General features: G+C 63.9%; 14 protein-coding genes. 9 read left to right on the top strand and 5 right to left on the bottom strand.

Annotation, left to right across the window (positions count from 1 at the left end):
* The first annotated feature begins 1 nt into the window (after position 1).
* The 6 genes from QZ266_RS02815 (at position 2) to rpmG (ending at position 8,491) form a co-directional block, all read left to right on the top strand.
* Positions 2 to 1,273 (top strand): D-alanyl-D-alanine carboxypeptidase family protein, encoded by a 1,272-nt coding sequence (locus QZ266_RS02815; RefSeq protein ID WP_295691475.1) that lies wholly within the window; start codon positions 2 to 4, stop codon positions 1,271 to 1,273.
* Between the two features lie 170 nt (positions 1,274 to 1,443).
* Positions 1,444 to 4,062: a type I DNA topoisomerase gene (gene topA, locus QZ266_RS02820; protein WP_295691477.1), complete on the top strand. Its 2,619-nt coding sequence runs from the start codon at positions 1,444 to 1,446 to the stop codon at positions 4,060 to 4,062.
* 5 nt (positions 4,063 to 4,067) lie between these two features.
* Positions 4,068 to 6,335 (top strand): ribonuclease R, encoded by a 2,268-nt coding sequence (rnr, locus tag QZ266_RS02825; protein WP_295691479.1) that lies wholly within the window; start codon positions 4,068 to 4,070, stop codon positions 6,333 to 6,335.
* Positions 6,332 to 7,012: an NUDIX domain-containing protein gene (locus QZ266_RS02830; protein WP_295691481.1), complete on the top strand. Its 681-nt coding sequence runs from the start codon at positions 6,332 to 6,334 to the stop codon at positions 7,010 to 7,012. Before rnr ends, QZ266_RS02830 begins: the two co-directional genes overlap by 4 nt.
* 42 nt (positions 7,013 to 7,054) lie before the next feature.
* On the top strand, positions 7,055 to 8,233 hold the full coding sequence (locus QZ266_RS02835) for an MFS transporter (protein ID WP_295691482.1): 1,179 nt from the start codon (positions 7,055 to 7,057) through the stop codon (positions 8,231 to 8,233).
* Positions 8,234 to 8,323: 90 nt separating this feature from the next.
* Complete coding sequence (gene rpmG / locus QZ266_RS02840) at positions 8,324 to 8,491, top strand: 50S ribosomal protein L33 (protein ID WP_011643217.1); 168 nt, start codon at positions 8,324 to 8,326, stop codon at positions 8,489 to 8,491.
* 50 nt (positions 8,492 to 8,541) lie between these two features.
* On the opposite strand, the gene QZ266_RS02845 is transcribed toward rpmG, so the two are convergent.
* Both QZ266_RS02845 and QZ266_RS02850 read right to left on the bottom strand, forming a co-directional pair.
* On the bottom strand, positions 8,542 to 9,906 hold the full coding sequence (locus QZ266_RS02845) for a PleD family two-component system response regulator (protein ID WP_295691485.1): 1,365 nt from the start codon (positions 9,904 to 9,906) through the stop codon (positions 8,542 to 8,544).
* 12 nt (positions 9,907 to 9,918) lie between these two features.
* Positions 9,919 to 10,296, bottom strand: a complete 378-nt coding sequence (locus tag QZ266_RS02850; RefSeq protein ID WP_366523903.1) for a response regulator — start codon at positions 10,294 to 10,296, stop codon at positions 9,919 to 9,921.
* Positions 10,297 to 10,475: 179 nt separating this feature from the next.
* Here QZ266_RS02850 and QZ266_RS02855 point away from each other — a divergent pair, with 179 nt between their 5' ends.
* Together QZ266_RS02855 and QZ266_RS02860 are read left to right on the top strand one after the other, a co-directional pair.
* Complete coding sequence (locus tag QZ266_RS02855) at positions 10,476 to 11,387, top strand: ROK family protein (protein WP_295691486.1); 912 nt, start codon at positions 10,476 to 10,478, stop codon at positions 11,385 to 11,387.
* Positions 11,384 to 12,673 carry a DNA polymerase IV gene (locus tag QZ266_RS02860; RefSeq protein ID WP_295691487.1) on the top strand — a complete coding sequence of 430 codons (1,290 nt, stop codon included), beginning with the start codon at positions 11,384 to 11,386 and terminating at the stop codon, positions 12,671 to 12,673. Before QZ266_RS02855 ends, QZ266_RS02860 begins: the two co-directional genes overlap by 4 nt.
* On the opposite strand, the gene QZ266_RS02865 is transcribed toward QZ266_RS02860, so the two are convergent.
* Complete coding sequence (locus QZ266_RS02865) at positions 12,633 to 13,511, bottom strand: alpha/beta hydrolase (RefSeq protein WP_295691489.1); 879 nt, start codon at positions 13,509 to 13,511, stop codon at positions 12,633 to 12,635. The two genes, QZ266_RS02860 and QZ266_RS02865, sit on opposite strands and share 41 nt — an antisense overlap.
* A gap of 104 nt (positions 13,512 to 13,615) precedes the next feature.
* Here QZ266_RS02865 and QZ266_RS02870 point away from each other — a divergent pair, with 104 nt between their 5' ends.
* Positions 13,616 to 14,077, top strand: coding sequence for a RidA family protein (locus tag QZ266_RS02870; protein ID WP_295691491.1), 462 nt, complete (start codon positions 13,616 to 13,618; stop codon positions 14,075 to 14,077).
* Between the two features lies 1 nt (position 14,078).
* Here the strand turns inward: QZ266_RS02870 and QZ266_RS02875 are convergent, their stop codons facing one another.
* Positions 14,079 to 14,453, bottom strand: coding sequence for a hypothetical protein (locus QZ266_RS02875; protein WP_295691492.1), 375 nt, complete (start codon positions 14,451 to 14,453; stop codon positions 14,079 to 14,081).
* A gap of 4 nt (positions 14,454 to 14,457) precedes the next feature.
* Positions 14,458 to 15,027 carry a manganese efflux pump gene (locus QZ266_RS02880; protein ID WP_295691493.1) on the bottom strand — a complete coding sequence of 190 codons (570 nt, stop codon included), beginning with the start codon at positions 15,025 to 15,027 and terminating at the stop codon, positions 14,458 to 14,460.
* Positions 15,028 to 15,180 lie beyond the last annotated feature (153 nt).

The raw sequence follows: 15,180 nt of genomic DNA on the forward strand, positions 1-15,180 counted from the left end.
CATTCTCACCCTCAGCCTCGCTCTCAGCGGCGTCAGCGCGCCTGCCCACGCAAACAATTCGCGCTATGCCGCTTTCGTTGTGGAAGAGAATACCGGCGTCGTCCTGCATTCGCGTCGATCCGAAGCCGAGCGCTATCCCGCTTCGCTGACCAAAATGATGACGCTCTACATGCTGTTCGAAGCGATCGAGACGGGCGAAATCGGGCTTCACGACCAAATACGTATTTCGGCCAATGCCGCCAATGCGACGCCATCCCGACTCGGATTGCGCGCCGGACAGACCATTTCCGCGGAAAACGCTATTCGCGCACTGGTGGTCAAGAGCGCCAATGATGTCGCGGTCGCTGTGGGCGAACGCCTTGGCGGCGGTGAATCCCGCTTCGGGGAGTTGATGACCACACGCGCCAGCGAACTTGGCCTGACCGGCACGACTTTCCGCAACGCGTCGGGCCTGCCCAATTCGCGCCAGACCACCACGGCCCGCGACATGGCACGTCTGGCGATCGCCCTGCATCGCGATTACCCGGACTATTTCGAGTATTTCAATGAAGACAGCTTCACCTGGAATGGCCGCACCTATCGCAACCACAATACGCTGGTCGGCCGGGTCCGCGGCGTTGACGGCCTCAAGACCGGTTATATCCGCGCCTCCGGCTTCAATGTCGTCGTGTCGGCCGAACGCGGCGATCATCGTCTGATCACCGTGATCATGGGCGGCCCGACCGCCGCGGCTCGTGATGCTCATGCCGAGGAATTGATCGAGGCCGCCTTCGCGACACTCGAGCAACGCCAGGACACACGCCTGTTCGCCACCCTCTCCTCGCCGCGTATCAACCCGGTCCGCCAGCAGGACCTGATCGCGCGCGATGTCGCCGCGCTCCATCTGGACGAGCCGACTGAAATGGGGTCCGCCGATCAACCCCCGGCCCTGCAGGTCGTCCTGGCCGATGAGGACGCGATGCGCGCCGAACCCCTTCCGCCCGCAACCGCCCCCGCCACGAGACGGGCGGAGCCGAGCCTCATTCACGGTGCCTGGTCGATACAAGTCGGCGCTTACAACACATCGGGTGCAGCCCATGACCGGCTCGCCGAGGTGGCGATTTTCTCGGGCGCTCTCGACTCGGCTCAACCGGCCGCCCGAGCGGTCGATATCAGCGGTGACCGACTCTGGCGTGCCCGGTTCGAAGCCCTGACCGAGGACGAGGCGCGACTCGCCTGCCGCGATCTGTCCGCGCGGAATCACCCCTGCTTCGCGGTGGCTCCGGGACGTTGACCGGCTCGGCGACCGGCTCGCCATCGGCCCTGAATTCCTGCATGAAGCAGACCGTGTGCGCGTCGGACTGGAATCCTCCGGTCGGTTGACACAACCTTTCGGCTCGAACACTTTCGCGCGCCTTGGCCGCTGACCGGCGGTCCCTGCCACATGTCTGGAACCAAGCACCGATGAATGTTGTCGTCGTAGAATCCCCGGCCAAAGCCAAAACCATCAATAAATACCTCGGTTCGGACTACACGGTTCTGGCGAGTTTCGGACATGTCCGTGACCTGCCAGCCAAGGACGGTTCGGTGAAGCCGGACGAAGACTTCGAGATGGCCTGGGAGGTCGATACGGCCTCGGCCAAACGCGTCAAGGCGATCGCCGACGCGGTTCGCGAGTCCGACCGCCTCATCCTTGCCACTGACCCGGATCGCGAAGGTGAAGCGATTTCCTGGCACTTGCTGGAAGCGCTGCAAAAGCGCCGCGTGCTGAAAGATGTGACCATCGAGCGCGTCGCCTTCAACGCCATCACCAAGCCGGCCATCCTGGAAGCGATGGCGCACCCCCGTGCGGTCGACATGGAATTGGTGAATGCCTATCTGGCCCGCCGCGCGCTCGATTATCTGGTCGGCTTCACGCTGTCGCCGGTCCTGTGGCGCAAACTGCCCGGCTCGCGGTCTGCCGGCCGTGTCCAGTCGGTGGCCCTGCGCCTGATCTGCGATCGCGAACTGGCCATCGAGAAATTCCGCGCCGAGGAATATTGGTCGGTCGACGCCGAGATCACCGCCAATTCCGATCCCTTCCGCGCCAAACTCGTCACGCTGGACGGCAAGAAGCTGCAGAAGCTGTCGATCAAGGACCGCGCCAGCGCCAATGCCGCCGTCGAGGCGATCAATTCGGCCGACCTGTCGATCACCGGCGTCGAGGCCAAGCCGGCCAAGCGCAACCCGCCGCCCCCCTTCACCACTTCGACCCTGCAGCAGGAAGCGGCGCGCAAGCTGGGCTTCTCCGCCACCCGCACCATGCAGACCGCGCAGAAGCTTTATGAAGGCGTGACGCTGGGCGGTGAGACCACCGGTCTCATTACCTATATGCGGACCGATGGCGTCTCCATGGCGCCGGAGGCCATAAGCCAGGCCCGCGATGTGATCGGCAAGGAGCATGGCTCGCTTTATGTGCCCGGCGCGCCGCGCATGTATTCGACCAAGGCCAAGAATGCCCAGGAAGCGCACGAGGCGATCCGCCCGACCAGCTTCTCGCGCCTGCCCGAAAAGCTGTCGCTGGACCCGGACATGGCCCGCCTCTACCAGCTCATCTGGCGCCGCGCCGTGGCCAGCCAGATGGAAAGCGCCCGCTTCGAGCGCACCACCGTTGATATCGCCACGCCCGACAGCAAGACCGCCCTGCGCGCGGTCGGCACGGTCCAGCTCTTCGACGGCTTCCTCGCCCTCTACCAGGAAGGCCGCGATGATGAAGAGGATGAGGGCGAGAACCGTCTGCCCAAGCTGAGCCAGGGTGCTAGCGCCCAGGTCGGCAAGACCTGGGCCGACCAGCATTTCACCCAGCCGCCACCGCGCTTTACCGAAGCCTCTCTGGTCAAGCGGATGGAAGAGCTCGGCATTGGCCGCCCCTCAACCTACGCCTCGACGCTGCAAGTCCTGCGCGATCGCGATTACGTGCAGATGGAGAAGAATCGTTTCCATCCGCTCGACAAGGGGCGTGTGGTCATCGCCTTCCTGGAGAATTTTTTCGCCCGCTATGTGGAATATGATTTCACCGCGGCGCTGGAGACCCAGCTCGACAAGGTGTCGGCCGGCGAACTCGACTGGAAACAATTGCTGCGCGATTTCTGGACCGATTTCCGCGCCGCTGTGGACGAAATCGGTGAGCTGCGCATCACTCACGTGCTTGACGCCCTCAACGAGGCCCTGGCCCCGCACATCTTCCCGGAAAAGGAAGACGGCTCGGATCCGCGCCTCTGCCCGTCCTGTGGTGAAGGCACGCTCAGCCTGCGCTTGGGCAAGTTCGGCGCATTCCTGGGCTGTTCCAACCATCCGGATTGTTCCTTCACCCGCCAGATGAGCCCTCCGGGCGATGATGATGTCCAGGGCGACCGGGTGATCTGCGTCCATCCGGAAACCGGCAAGGATGTTGAGCTCAAGAATGGCCGCTTTGGCTGGTATCTGCAGATGCAGCTCGACGGCGAGGACAAGCCCAAGCGCTCGTCCATTCCCAAGGGCTGGGATGCGGCCACCCTGACCGAAGAACAGGCGATCAAGCTCATTGATCTGCCGCGTACGGTTGGCGAGCACCCCGATGACGGCCAGCCGATCACGGCCAATATCGGTCGCTATGGCCCCTATGTTCATCACGACAAGACTTACGCCAATATCGGCTCGGTCGAGGATGTCTTCGAGATCGGCGTCAATCGCGCCATTTCAGTGATCGCCGACAAGCGTGCCAATGGCGGTCGCCGCGGCGGGACGGCCTCGGCGCTCAAGGATCTGGGCGAGCATGACGGCAAGCCGGTCAAGATCATGTCGGGTCGCTACGGTCCCTATGTGAAGTACGAGAAGATCAACGCCACCCTGCCCAAGGATACCGATCCGGAAAGCGTGACCCTGGAACAGGCCATGGAATGGGTCGAGGCCAAGGCCGCAAAGGGCGGCAAGAAGAAAGCCCCGGCCAAGAAAAAGGCGCCTGCCAAGAAGAAGGCCACGGCGAAGAAGACCACGACAAAGAAAGCCCCGGCGAAAAAGCCGGCGGCCAAGAAGACGGCCGCCAGTAAAGCCAAGGCGGAGTAGCGCGCATGGCCGGCAAGACAGAGTTTGATGCCGGCCTCACCCGCGAGGCGGTCATCGAGGCCGTCAAGCTGGGCGGCGGCGAATTTACCAAGCGTGAACTGGCACGGGCCCTGGCCCTGAAGGGCATGGATGCCAAGCGGGCACTGAAAGATGCCCTCGCCATCCTCGTCGAAGACGGCACCATCACGCGCTCCAACAGCAAGACCTATCGCCTGCCGGGCGCCCTGCCCGCTGTGAGCGTGGTCGAGATCAGTGGCCGCGACAATGACGGTGAATTGCTCGCCGAACCGGCCCGCCGCGATGGCGGCCCCATACCGACCATCCGCCTCGCTCCCGGCGAAGGCGCGGGCGGCAAGGGCACACCGGCGATCGGGGTTGGCGACAAGGCCCTGGTTCGCCTCGCCCTGCAGGAGGACGGCAGTTACGAAGCCCGCCTGATCAAGAAGCTCGGCCAGAGCGCTCACAAACTCCTCTGCGTCCTGCGCAAGCCGCAATCGGGCCCCTTCCGGCTGCAGCCGGTGGACCGGCGCTCACGCCATGAACTGGTCCCGGCCAAGGGCGAGGCAGAGAAGGCGAAGGACGGCGAGCTGGTCTTGTGCCAGATCGCCCGTGAACGTCGCCATGGGCTCAAGACGGCTGAAATCGTCGAAGTGATCGGCGATGTCTCGGCCCCGGGTGCCGGCAGCCTCATCGCGCTCTATTCGCACGGCGTTCCGCAGGGCTTTTCAGAAGCCGAATTGCGCGAAGCCGAGACGGCGCCGGTCGCCAAACAGGGGCAGCGCGAGGATTTGCGTCCCCTGCCCCTGATCACGATCGACCCGGACGACGCCAAGGATCATGATGATGCGATCTGGGCCAAGGCTGACGATGACCCGAAAAACCCGGGCGGCTGGCAGGTCATTGTCGCGATCGCCGATGTCGCCGCCTATGTGAAATCCGACGGCGCCCTGGATCGCGGCGCCTTCAAGCGCGGCAATTCAGTCTATCTGCCCGACCGGGTCGTGCCGATGCTGCCCGAACGCCTCTCCAATGATCTGTGTTCCTTGCGCGAGAAGGAAGACCGGCCCTGTCTCGCCGTGCGCATGGTCTTCGACAAGGACGGCACCAAGCGCTCCCACCGGTTCCTGAGGGGCTGGATGCGCTCGGCGGCGAAACTCTCCTACACCCAGGCACAAACCGCGATTGATGGCGGTGATGGCGGGCCGGCGAACGTCCTGCTCGACGATGTCCTGAAACCGCTCTGGGGGGCCTATTTCGCCTGTCGCGAGGCCCGCAATCGCCGCGAGCCGCTCGAAATCGACTCACCGGAACGCCGCGTCCGGGTCGGCGAGGACGGCACGGTCATCGGCGTGGAGACCCGCCAGCGCTTTGATGCCCACAAGCTGGTCGAAGAGTTCATGATCCAGGCCAATGTCTGCGCCGCAGAGAGCCTGGAACAGAAGAATGCCCCGCTCATCTATCGCGTCCACGAACCGCCCTCGCGCGAAAAGATCGATGCCCTCGCCGACTTTCTGCCAACTGTCGGCATGAAATGGGCGCGCGGCAATTCGGTCGAGACCGGACGCTTCAACCAATTACTCAAACAGGCGGTCACCTCCGAGCATTATGCGACGATCAATGAGGTCGTCCTGCGCAGCCAGTCCCAGGCAGTCTATGACACCGATAATCGCGGCCATTTCGGGCTCAATCTGCGCCGATACGGGCATTTCACCTCGCCGATCCGCCGCTATGCCGACCTCACCGTTCACCGGGCCCTGATCCGGGCCCTCAATCTGGGTGATGACGGACAGACCGATGCCGAACGCAGTCGTCTGACCGTGATCGCCGAGGACATCACCCATGCCGAGCGCCGCGCCATGGCCGCCGAGCGGGACGCGGTGGATCGCTTCATTGCCGCCTATCTCGCCGACAAGGTGGGGGCGGAATTCCCCGGCCGGATCACCGGCGTGACCCGCTTTGGCTGTTTCGTCCGTCTCGACGAAACCGGCGCGGACGGGCTGGTCCCGATCTCCCGCCTGGGTGAGGAACGCTTCGAGCATGACGAGAGCGCCCATGCGCTGATCGGTCTGCAGACAGGCTCGCGCTACCGGCTCGGCATGGCTGTGAATGTCCGCATTGACGAAGCCCAGCCCGTCACCGGCGGCTTGCTGCTCGATCTGCTGACAGAGCCTGAAAAGGGCGAAAAGCCGAAGGGCCGCCATCGTGGTCGCACCGGCGGACCGCCCAATGGCCGCCGCTCCGGCAAACCCTGGAAGAAGGGGCGCCGCCGGTGAGTGACGAACGACATCGCAAGGACGTCAAACCGATACGGCCTCGCCTGGCCGCCTCGCTGATCCTCACCCGACGCGACGGCGACCGGGTTGATGTCCTGATGGGACGGCGCTCGTCAAAGCATGTTTTCATGCCCAACAAATATGTCTTTCCCGGTGGTCGGGTGGACCGGGCCGACAGCACAGCCCCGCTGGCGCGTGATCTGGACGGCCGCGTCCTTGATCTTATGGCCCGCACGCTGGATCCGCGCCGCGCGCGTGCAGCCGCGACAGCCGCCATTCGTGAAACCGCCGAGGAGACCGGCCTGCTGATTGCCCGTCAGGCTCCGATGCGCAGTCGTCACGCCAACTGGTCGCCCTTCCGCGACGCCGGCGCGGCGCCCGATCTCGGCTCGCTCAAACTGATCACGCGGGCCATCACCCCGCCCGGTCGGACGCGCCGCTTCGATACCTGGTTTTTCACTGCCGACGCCTCGGCCCTTCTTGACGACCGGGCACCCGAGCCAAGTGACGAGCTGGAGGATGTTCAATGGGTGACACTGGCCGAATCCCGGGATCTCGACCTTCCCATGGTCACCCATTTCGTCCTGGATGAGCTCAAGCGCGTCCTGCCCCCGGCACCGGAACATCCGCGCTGCATGCGGGCCGTGCGTGGCAAGATGATTTTGGAACCGCTGTAGGCAAGCGAGACGATTGCGGTTCGCGCCGCTATAGCTCGCTGCATGACCAATCCGCTCACCGATCCCCGTTTTGCCAATAACCGCTCGCTGATCGCGGCGATCTGTTGTGCGGCGGTGTGCGGGATCGTGTTCGGGCTTTCCATGCCGCTGATCTCGCTAAGGCTGGAGGGCATGACCTCGTCGGGCCTGATCGTCGGCCTCAACGGGGCCGCTGCGGCCGCCTCAACGCTTGTGATGGCCCCGATCGTGCCGCGCTTGCTCTCCATCATTCCCGGACGGGTGCTGATCGTGATCAGCCTCGTTCTGGCCGGCGCGCTGCACGCCCTCTTCCCCGTCTTCGACAATGTGCCCGCCTGGTTTGTTCTTCGCTTTGTCATGGGCAGTTTCATGACCGTGATCTTCGTGGTCTCGGAGACCTGGATCAACCAGATCGCCACCCCGCTACGCCGTGCGACAATCCTCGGTATCTACGGGACCGTGCTGTCCGGCGGTTTCGGAATCGGCGCCTTCCTGTTCGGTCAGCTCGGCGCGGTCAGCGATGCCGGCTTCTACGCCGGTGGTCTGATCTTCATGATCGGCGCTCTTCCCATTATCCTGCTGCAAGGCCCTGCCGCGCAGGCGCCGGGCCGGGATGAAGCCTCGCCGCGCGCGATACTGGGCGCCTCCAAGGCGGCTCCGGCGGCGATCGGGGCAGCCCTGGCCTTCGGCGCACTGGAAACCGTCCTCTTCTCCCTGACCCCGGTCTATGGCGACCGGCTCGACCTCAACGCGCACGGCATCTCCATGGTGGCGATGGCGGCGGCGGCCGGTGCCCTCGCCTTCCAGATCCCGCTTGGCTGGATAGCGGACCGGACCGATCGCCGGGAAACGCTCAAATGGATCGCCACCACGGCCGCACTGACCCCGCTCGCCATCTGGGCCGTCGGTGACTTCCTGCCAGGCATGATGCTGCTCTTCTTCATCCAGGCCGGCGTCGCTTCCGGGCTCTACACGGTCGGCCTGGCCCTGCTCGGTGAACGCTTCTCCGGCGGCGGTATCGCGGCGGCCAATGCGGCCTTCATCTTCGCCTATGGGGCGGGCTCTCTGTTCGGGCCGCCCGCGTCCGGCATCACCATGGACGGGCTGGGACCGCACGGGCTGATGATCGTGATGGCCGGGATCGCCGCAGTCTATGCAGTACTGGTCTGGAGACGTGCATCACAAACAGCCGGGAAGAGTTGACAGCGGCGCTGCCGTGCGTATGTTCGCGCGCTCTCGCGTCGGCATGGGGCCGAATGCGCGCACACTCAAAGCACCAGGACATTTAGAGCCATGGCGAAGCCGACAACCATCAAGATCCGCCTGAACTCCACGGCTGGTACGGGTTATTTCTACGTGACGAAGAAGAATGCGCGCACCATGACCGAGAAGCTCGTGCTGAAAAAGTACGACCCGGTCGCACGCAAGCACGTCGATTTCAAGGAAGCGAAAATCAAGTAAGACGGGTTTCCCGTCCGAACGGTTTTTTCCCGCTCGACCAACGAGTTTTGTCAGGCCGCGGCGTTGTCCGCGGCCTGAACTTGATTCCGGCCGGCATTCTTCGCCACATAGAGCGCCTCATCGGCCCGACGCAGCAGGCTGTCGATGGCTTCCCCGCGCCTGGCCTGCGCCACGCCGATACTGACCGTGACCGGAACTTTCGTACCGTCACCCAGCTTGAAGTCGCTACCCGCGACGCTGGACCGCAGGCGTTCCGCCGCGATCTCTGCCTCGGCCATGCCGGCGCCCGGCATCACCACGACAAATTCCTCACCGCCAAAGCGCGCGGCCAGATCAAGCGCGCGCAGCCCGGTCAACAGGCGGCTCGAGAAGTCGCGCAGAACCTGGTCACCCGCCTCGTGGCCATGGGTGTCGTTTATCGTCTTGAAGTGATCGATATCGGCCAGCAGAAGAGAGACCGGCGCGCCGCCATTGCTGGCACTATCCATCGCCTGGCGCAGGCGTGAGGAGATATAGCGGCGATTGTGGAGCCCGGTCAGCGTATCGGTAACGGCCAGCTCCATGCCCTCGTCGAGATGCGAGCGGAGGCGGTCGGCATAACGCTTTCGACGCAATTGCGTTCGCGCCCTCGCCGCCAGCTCACCGGCATCGACAGGCCGGTGGACAATGTCGTTCACACCCAGGTCCAGCGCGCGGACGGCGTCCTGGACATCATCGGGCCGCACAATGGCGAGAATCGGCAATTGCCGGGTTGCCGCATCGGAGCGAACGCGGGCGCAAAGGCGCAACCCGTCATAATCATTGGCCGTCAGATCGACGATCAGCAAGTCCGCGGCATCGCGGGCCGCCGCGATCGCGGCACTGGGCTCATGGACTTCCAGGACCCGGGCCTGAACCGGCATGGCTGCGGCATAGCGCGCCGTGGATCGGGGATCGGTGCTGACAATGACGACCCGCGATGTGCTGTCGACATCATCATGAACATCACCGGACAGGCCGGACATGGCCGAGCTCGATTCGCGAAAGCGCAATTCATCCAGGACCGCCTTCAATCGTAGCAGGCTGCGCACGCGGGCGAACATGGTGACATCGTCGATCGGCTTGGTCAGGAAGTCATCGGCGCCGGCTTCAAGGCCGCGGATCCGGTCTTCGCGCTGATCGAGCGCGGTGACCATGACGACCGGGATATGGCGCGTGCTCGGATCATCCTTGAGGCGGGCGCAGGTCTCATACCCGTCCATCACCGGCATCATGACATCGAGCAGAATGAGATCAGGTTGTTCGGCCCTGGCAACCGTGATCGCCTGTTCGCCACTGGTGGCGGTACAGACATCGAAATATTCGGCCTGAAGACGCGCTTCGAGCAACCGCACATTGGAGGCCTGATCATCCACGACGAGAATACGCGCACTCATCGACGACCACCCCTAGTCGAGAAACCGACGAACTGTCTCAATAAATGTCGCGACCGTGATTGGCTTCGACAAATAGGCTTCGCATCCGCCTTCGCGGATACGTTCTTCATCGCCCTTCATCGCGAAGGCGGTCACCGCAACGACCGGAATGGCTGACAGGCTGTCATCATCCTTGAGCCATTTGGTGACTTCCAGGCCGGAGACCTCGGGAAGCTGAATATCCATGAGGATAAGATCAGGCGTGTGTTCACGCGCCATTTCGAGCGCCTTGAAGCCATCCTTGGTCTGCAGGGTCTCATAGCCATGAGCCTCCAGCAGATCGTTGAAGAGCTTCATGTTGAGCTCGTTGTCTTCGACAATCAGGACCTTTTTCGGCATGACCTGCAGCATGTCGGTGACGCGCTTCCCGTTGTTTGCACGTATTTTATCGTGCTTGTTGAACCCCACCTGTAATAAACCCGACTTTCCTTAACCAACCATGAGTCAGAGGCCACTTTCCGGGCTTTCCGGAACAAGATAAGAACAAAAAGAGCCGGAAAACCATATCCCAGGCGGCAAGGAAGAACAGAATGAATCGAATCGGTATCGACCTCGGCGGCACCAAGATCGAAGCCCGCCTCTTCGACCGCGAAGGGCGCGAACTCGCCCGCGAGCGCGTGGCGACGCCAAGGGCCTATGATTCAACGCTCGAGACCCTCCACGCGCTTGTTGCAGGTCTGGAGACCGCCCACGGCGAGGCCTGTGTCGGGATTGCCCACCCCGGCTCGACCAGCCCGGCCAGCGGGCTGATGCGCAATGCAAATTCGGTCTGGCTCAATGATCGCCCCTTCGGCGCCGATCTGTCCGCTTCCCTCGACCGCGAGATTCGGCTCGCCAATGACGCCAACTGCTTTGCCCTCTCCGAAGCCGTGGACGGGGCCGGTCGCGAGGGCGAGGTGGTTTTCGGCGTCATCCTGGGGACCGGCGTCGGCGGCGGTGTCGTCATCAACGGGCATTTGCTGGAGGGCTGCCAGGGCATTGCCGGCGAATGGGGGCATAACCCCCTGCCCTGGCCGCAGGATGATGAGCTCGACCCGCCGACTTGCTGGTGCGGCAAGACCGGTTGCCTCGAAACCTGGCTTTCGGGTCCCGGATTTGCCACCGCTCATGCCCGCCAGCATGGCGGCGAGCTGAGCGCGCGCGAGATCTTTGCCGCCGCTGAACACGGCGATTCCGCGGCGGCCGAGAGCATGGCTCGGCATGCGGACAGGCTGGCCCGCGGCTTGGCGAGTGTCGCCAATATCCTCGACCCGGATATCATTGTCCTTGGCGGTGGCGTGTCCAACGCGCCCGGCCTGCCAGAGCGCGTCGCCGACCGTCTGCCCAACTGGCTCTTCTCCGATATTTGCCGGACCCGCATCGTCCGCCACCAGCATGGCGATGCTTCCGGTGTGCGCGGGGCCGCGTGGCTCTGGAATGATCTGCCCGAGCCTGCGCTGTGAACGAAGCGGGCTATTGCCGAGCGTGCCTTGCCGCGCTGCCCGACGCGACCACAGCCTGCCCGGCCTGCGGCAGTCACAGACTTCTGCGCCATGCCGAACTGAACACCCTCTCCATCGCCCATATCGATTGCGATGCCTTTTTCGCGGCGGTGGAGAAGCGCGACAATCCGGCGCTGGAAGACAAGCCGGTCATCATCGGCGGCCAGCAGCGCGGTGTGGTGTCGACCTGTTGCTATGTCGCGCGCCTGTACGGCGTGCACTCGGCCATGCCCATGTTCCAGGCCCTGAAAGCATGCCCGGACGCGGTCGTGATCCGACCCGAGCACGGCAAATACACCCGCGAGGGCTATCGCATCCGCGACATGATGAAGACCATCACTCCGCTGGTGGAGCCGCTCTCGATCGACGAGGCCTTTCTTGATCTCACCGGTACAACACGGCTGCACGGTGCACCGCCCGCGCTCACCCTGCTGCGCCTGCAAAGACAGATCGAGGACGAGGTCGGCATCACGGTCTCCGTCGGCCTCTCCTTCAACAAATTCCTCGCCAAGACCGCGTCAGATCTCGACAAGCCGAACGGGTTCGCGGTGATCGGCGAGGCCGAGGCGCTGGACTTCCTGGCACCGCGGCCGGTGCGTTCAATTTACGGTGTCGGACCTGCCTTCGCCGCCAAGCTGGAACGCGACGGCATCCGCACCCTGTCCGATATCCGTCGGCAGGGCGACAAACGCATGGCTGATCGTTATGGCGATATGGGCTACCATCTCTCGCGACTGTCCCGCGGCGAAGACCGGCGCCGGGTCGCCCCCGAACGCGAACGAAAAAGCGTATCGTCCGAAACCACATTCAATGCCGATCATGATGACCGTGACACGCTGGAAAAACATCTCTGGCGGCTGAGTGTGAAAGTGGCGGACCAGATGAAGGCCAAGGCTGTTTCCGGTCAGGTCGTCACGCTCAAGCTCAAGACAGCGCAATTCAAGACCCGCACCCGCCGCCGCACGCTGAGCGAACCCAGCCAGCTCGCCGACACTCTGTTCCGGGTCGGACGGGACCTGCTCGACAAGGAGGTCGACGGAACCCGGTACCGCCTGATCGGGATCGGGTTTTCCGGCCTGCGCGACGCCGTCGGCGATGCCGGTGACCTGCTTGACCCGCAAGCCATCCGCCGGGCCACAGCGGAACGCGCCATGGACAAGGCGCGTGAACGATTCGGCAGCGATGCGGTCGTGAAGGGCCGTGGCCTCAGCGCGAAACCGACCCCGAAACCTGATCAAACCAGTTGAAGATCATCGGCCAGAAGGCGGCAGACTCTTTCTTGAAGGCGCCATGATGATCCACCCGCCCGGCGCCGATATCGGCCGGATCGAGGCGCACATGCTCGGACGGAGCCTTCGGGTAGAGTTTCAGCAAGTCCTCGGCCGAGCGGCGGGCGCACAGCCGGTCATCGGAGAAGGTCCAGGACCGGATCGGCGCCGTCACCGCATCGAAATTATGCGGGGTCAGCTGATCGAGATAATGGCCGAAATAGTCCGGCTTGGAGGCCCATTGCCGCCACTGCAGGAAGACATCGCGCGGCAAGGCTGTCCCGCCCCAGATACCCCCCGCCGGGATATGATCTGTCAGCGCCAGGCAGGCTGGCCCGTAAAGCAGCCAGAACAACAGCGCGGACGGTCGGTAGGACGCATCATGGGCGCCCCAATAGCCCGTCCCCACTGTGATGAAGGCATGGGCGAGCGGCGCCGTGGCATTGTCGGCAAAGCCGACCAGATGCCCGCCGACCGAATGACCGATCGCAAAAAGCGGTTGGCCTGGGGCCAGGTCAGCAGCGCGCTCGAGCGCGGCGGCATAGTCGAGCCGGCCCCAATCGACGATATCGGCCTTGAAGCCACGCATCTGCCTGGGCGCAGACCCGCCAATGCCGCGATAATCATAGATCAGACAGGCAAAGCCAGCCTCGGCCCCGGCCAGGGCGAGGCGCCGGTAAAGCCCTTTGGGAAACCCGGTCCCGGACGAGATCAGCACAGCGCCACGCGGCGTGTCCGGTGTGATGATCCGGCCGGACAGCGAATAGCCGTCACGGGCGTCGAATCGGATTTCGTCTTCCTGGATCATCGTCATCATGGACACAGCATGCCGGATGACGTGCGCGTCAAGTCAAGCACGCAGATTGCATGGGGCCGATACGGCGCTAATCTCCGCCGCGAACACACAGTCCGGAGCCTGCCATGTCTGCCATTGATACCCGTCTCGCCGATCTTGGAATCACCCTGCCGGAACCGGTCGCGCCGGTCGCCAATTACGTGCCCTTCGTGCAAAGCGGCAGCCAGGTCTTCATATCCGGCCAGGTCTCGATCAGTGCAGACGGTCTGGTGAAGGGGACATTGGGCAGCGATATGGATGTGGCTGCCGGACAAGCCGCCGCCCGGTTGTGCGCGATCAATCTGATTGCCCAGCTGAAATCTGCCTGCGGGGGCGATCTCTCGCGTGTCAAACGTGTGGTGAAACTGGGTGGTTTCGTCGCTGCCGTGCCGGGTTTCACCGACATCCCGCTGGTCATCAATGGCTGTTCCGACCTGATGGTCGAGGTCTTCGGCGATGCCGGGCGCCATGCACGCTCGGCCGTGTCCTGTCCGGTCCTGCCGCTCGGCGCAGCGGTCGAGGTGGATGGCGTGTTCGAGATCGCTTGATCTAGCCGCGCGGCGCAGGCCAGAGCCGGCCCGCGGTCGCGAAGACAAACAAGCCGAATATCCACTGCAAGACGAATTGGTAGCTGCCCGGGGCCATAGCCGGGAGGGTCCCGGCATAGGTGTTGATGGCAAGATCCGCGACCATGACCATGCCCCCCAGCACGATCCCGGCCCGACGGACCAGAAGCAGCAAAGCGACCACCAGCGGATCAAGCAGGGTGAGGCTTGTCCAGAAGGCATTCATCCAGAACGGGGCATAGGTGTAGGCGAAGATACCGCGGGAAAAAATATCCATCAGATGCGTGCTGGTCCCGACCGCAAATCCCAGGCACCAGAGTGACAGGACAAACCGATCGGGCAGCGACAGCTGGCCCATCACCCTATCCGCCCGCGACATGGCTGATGAAGATCGAAACCCCGATCGCAATCAATACGATCCCGCCGGCGACTTCAGCGCCGCCGCCAAGGCGTTCGGCGACCCGCGGTCCGATCCGGTAGCCCAGGCCTGCCATCGCAAAGGAGGTCAGGCCAATCACAAGGGCTGACCAGACCGGCGCCCCGGCCAGGGCCAGGGCCAGGGCGATGCCCACGGCCGCAGCATCAATGCTGGTGCCAAGCGCGGTTACCAGGGTTGCAGCCAGCCCCGGCGATGCGGCCACAGCCTCGTCATCCCCGCCTGCCGCGAGTCCGTTGCGGATCATCAGGCCGCCGATTGTGACCAGCAGCACCAAGGCGATCCAATGATCCACGGCCATGATGAAGTCGGCCATCACCAGCGCAAGACTCCAGCCAAGCAGGCACATCAAACCTTCCGCCAGACCGAATACAGCGCCGACCCGCAAAGCGGCGAGCGTTCGGGTCTCACGGGCGGCGCTGCCACGCGCGAGGGCTGCGGCGAAAGCGTCGGTCGACAGGGAGAGGCTGGTGGCCAGAAGGGCGAACGCATTCATGCGCGCTGCTTAGCGAGCGCCGGCGAGGCGAGCAAGCCACGCGGCCACACGCGGATTTTACACTGCCTGCCCTCGCCCCACTTCAAAGGCTGGGCTAGATAGAGGTCAAACACGGGAGGGTTCTGCCCCATGCATCGCTTGTTCGCCATTTTC

This window comes from uncultured Maricaulis sp., from assembly GCF_905480005.1.
In the GTDB taxonomy this organism is placed as follows: Bacteria; Pseudomonadota; Alphaproteobacteria; order Caulobacterales; family Maricaulaceae; genus Maricaulis.

Bases quoted from the DNA above. Each gene is read 5' to 3' on its own strand.
- QZ266_RS02865 (WP_295691489.1), bottom strand. From the start codon at position 13,511: ATGATGACGATGATCCAGGAAGACGAAATCCGATTCGACGCCCGTGAC.
- QZ266_RS02845 (WP_295691485.1), bottom strand. From the start codon at position 9,906: ATGAGTGCGCGTATTCTCGTCGTGGATGATCAGGCCTCCAATGTGCGG.
- rnr (WP_295691479.1), top strand. From the start codon at position 4,068: ATGGCCGGCAAGACAGAGTTTGATGCCGGCCTCACCCGCGAGGCGGTC.
- QZ266_RS02880 (WP_295691493.1), bottom strand. From the start codon at position 15,027: ATGAATGCGTTCGCCCTTCTGGCCACCAGCCTCTCCCTGTCGACCGAC.
- QZ266_RS02875 (WP_295691492.1), bottom strand. From the start codon at position 14,453: ATGGGCCAGCTGTCGCTGCCCGATCGGTTTGTCCTGTCACTCTGGTGC.
- rpmG (WP_011643217.1), top strand. From the start codon at position 8,324: ATGGCGAAGCCGACAACCATCAAGATCCGCCTGAACTCCACGGCTGGT.
- QZ266_RS02850 (WP_366523903.1), bottom strand. From the start codon at position 10,296: ATGCTGCAGGTCATGCCGAAAAAGGTCCTGATTGTCGAAGACAACGAG.
- QZ266_RS02835 (WP_295691482.1), top strand. From the start codon at position 7,055: ATGACCAATCCGCTCACCGATCCCCGTTTTGCCAATAACCGCTCGCTG.
- QZ266_RS02855 (WP_295691486.1), top strand. From the start codon at position 10,476: ATGAATCGAATCGGTATCGACCTCGGCGGCACCAAGATCGAAGCCCGC.
- QZ266_RS02870 (WP_295691491.1), top strand. From the start codon at position 13,616: ATGTCTGCCATTGATACCCGTCTCGCCGATCTTGGAATCACCCTGCCG.
- topA (WP_295691477.1), top strand. From the start codon at position 1,444: ATGAATGTTGTCGTCGTAGAATCCCCGGCCAAAGCCAAAACCATCAAT.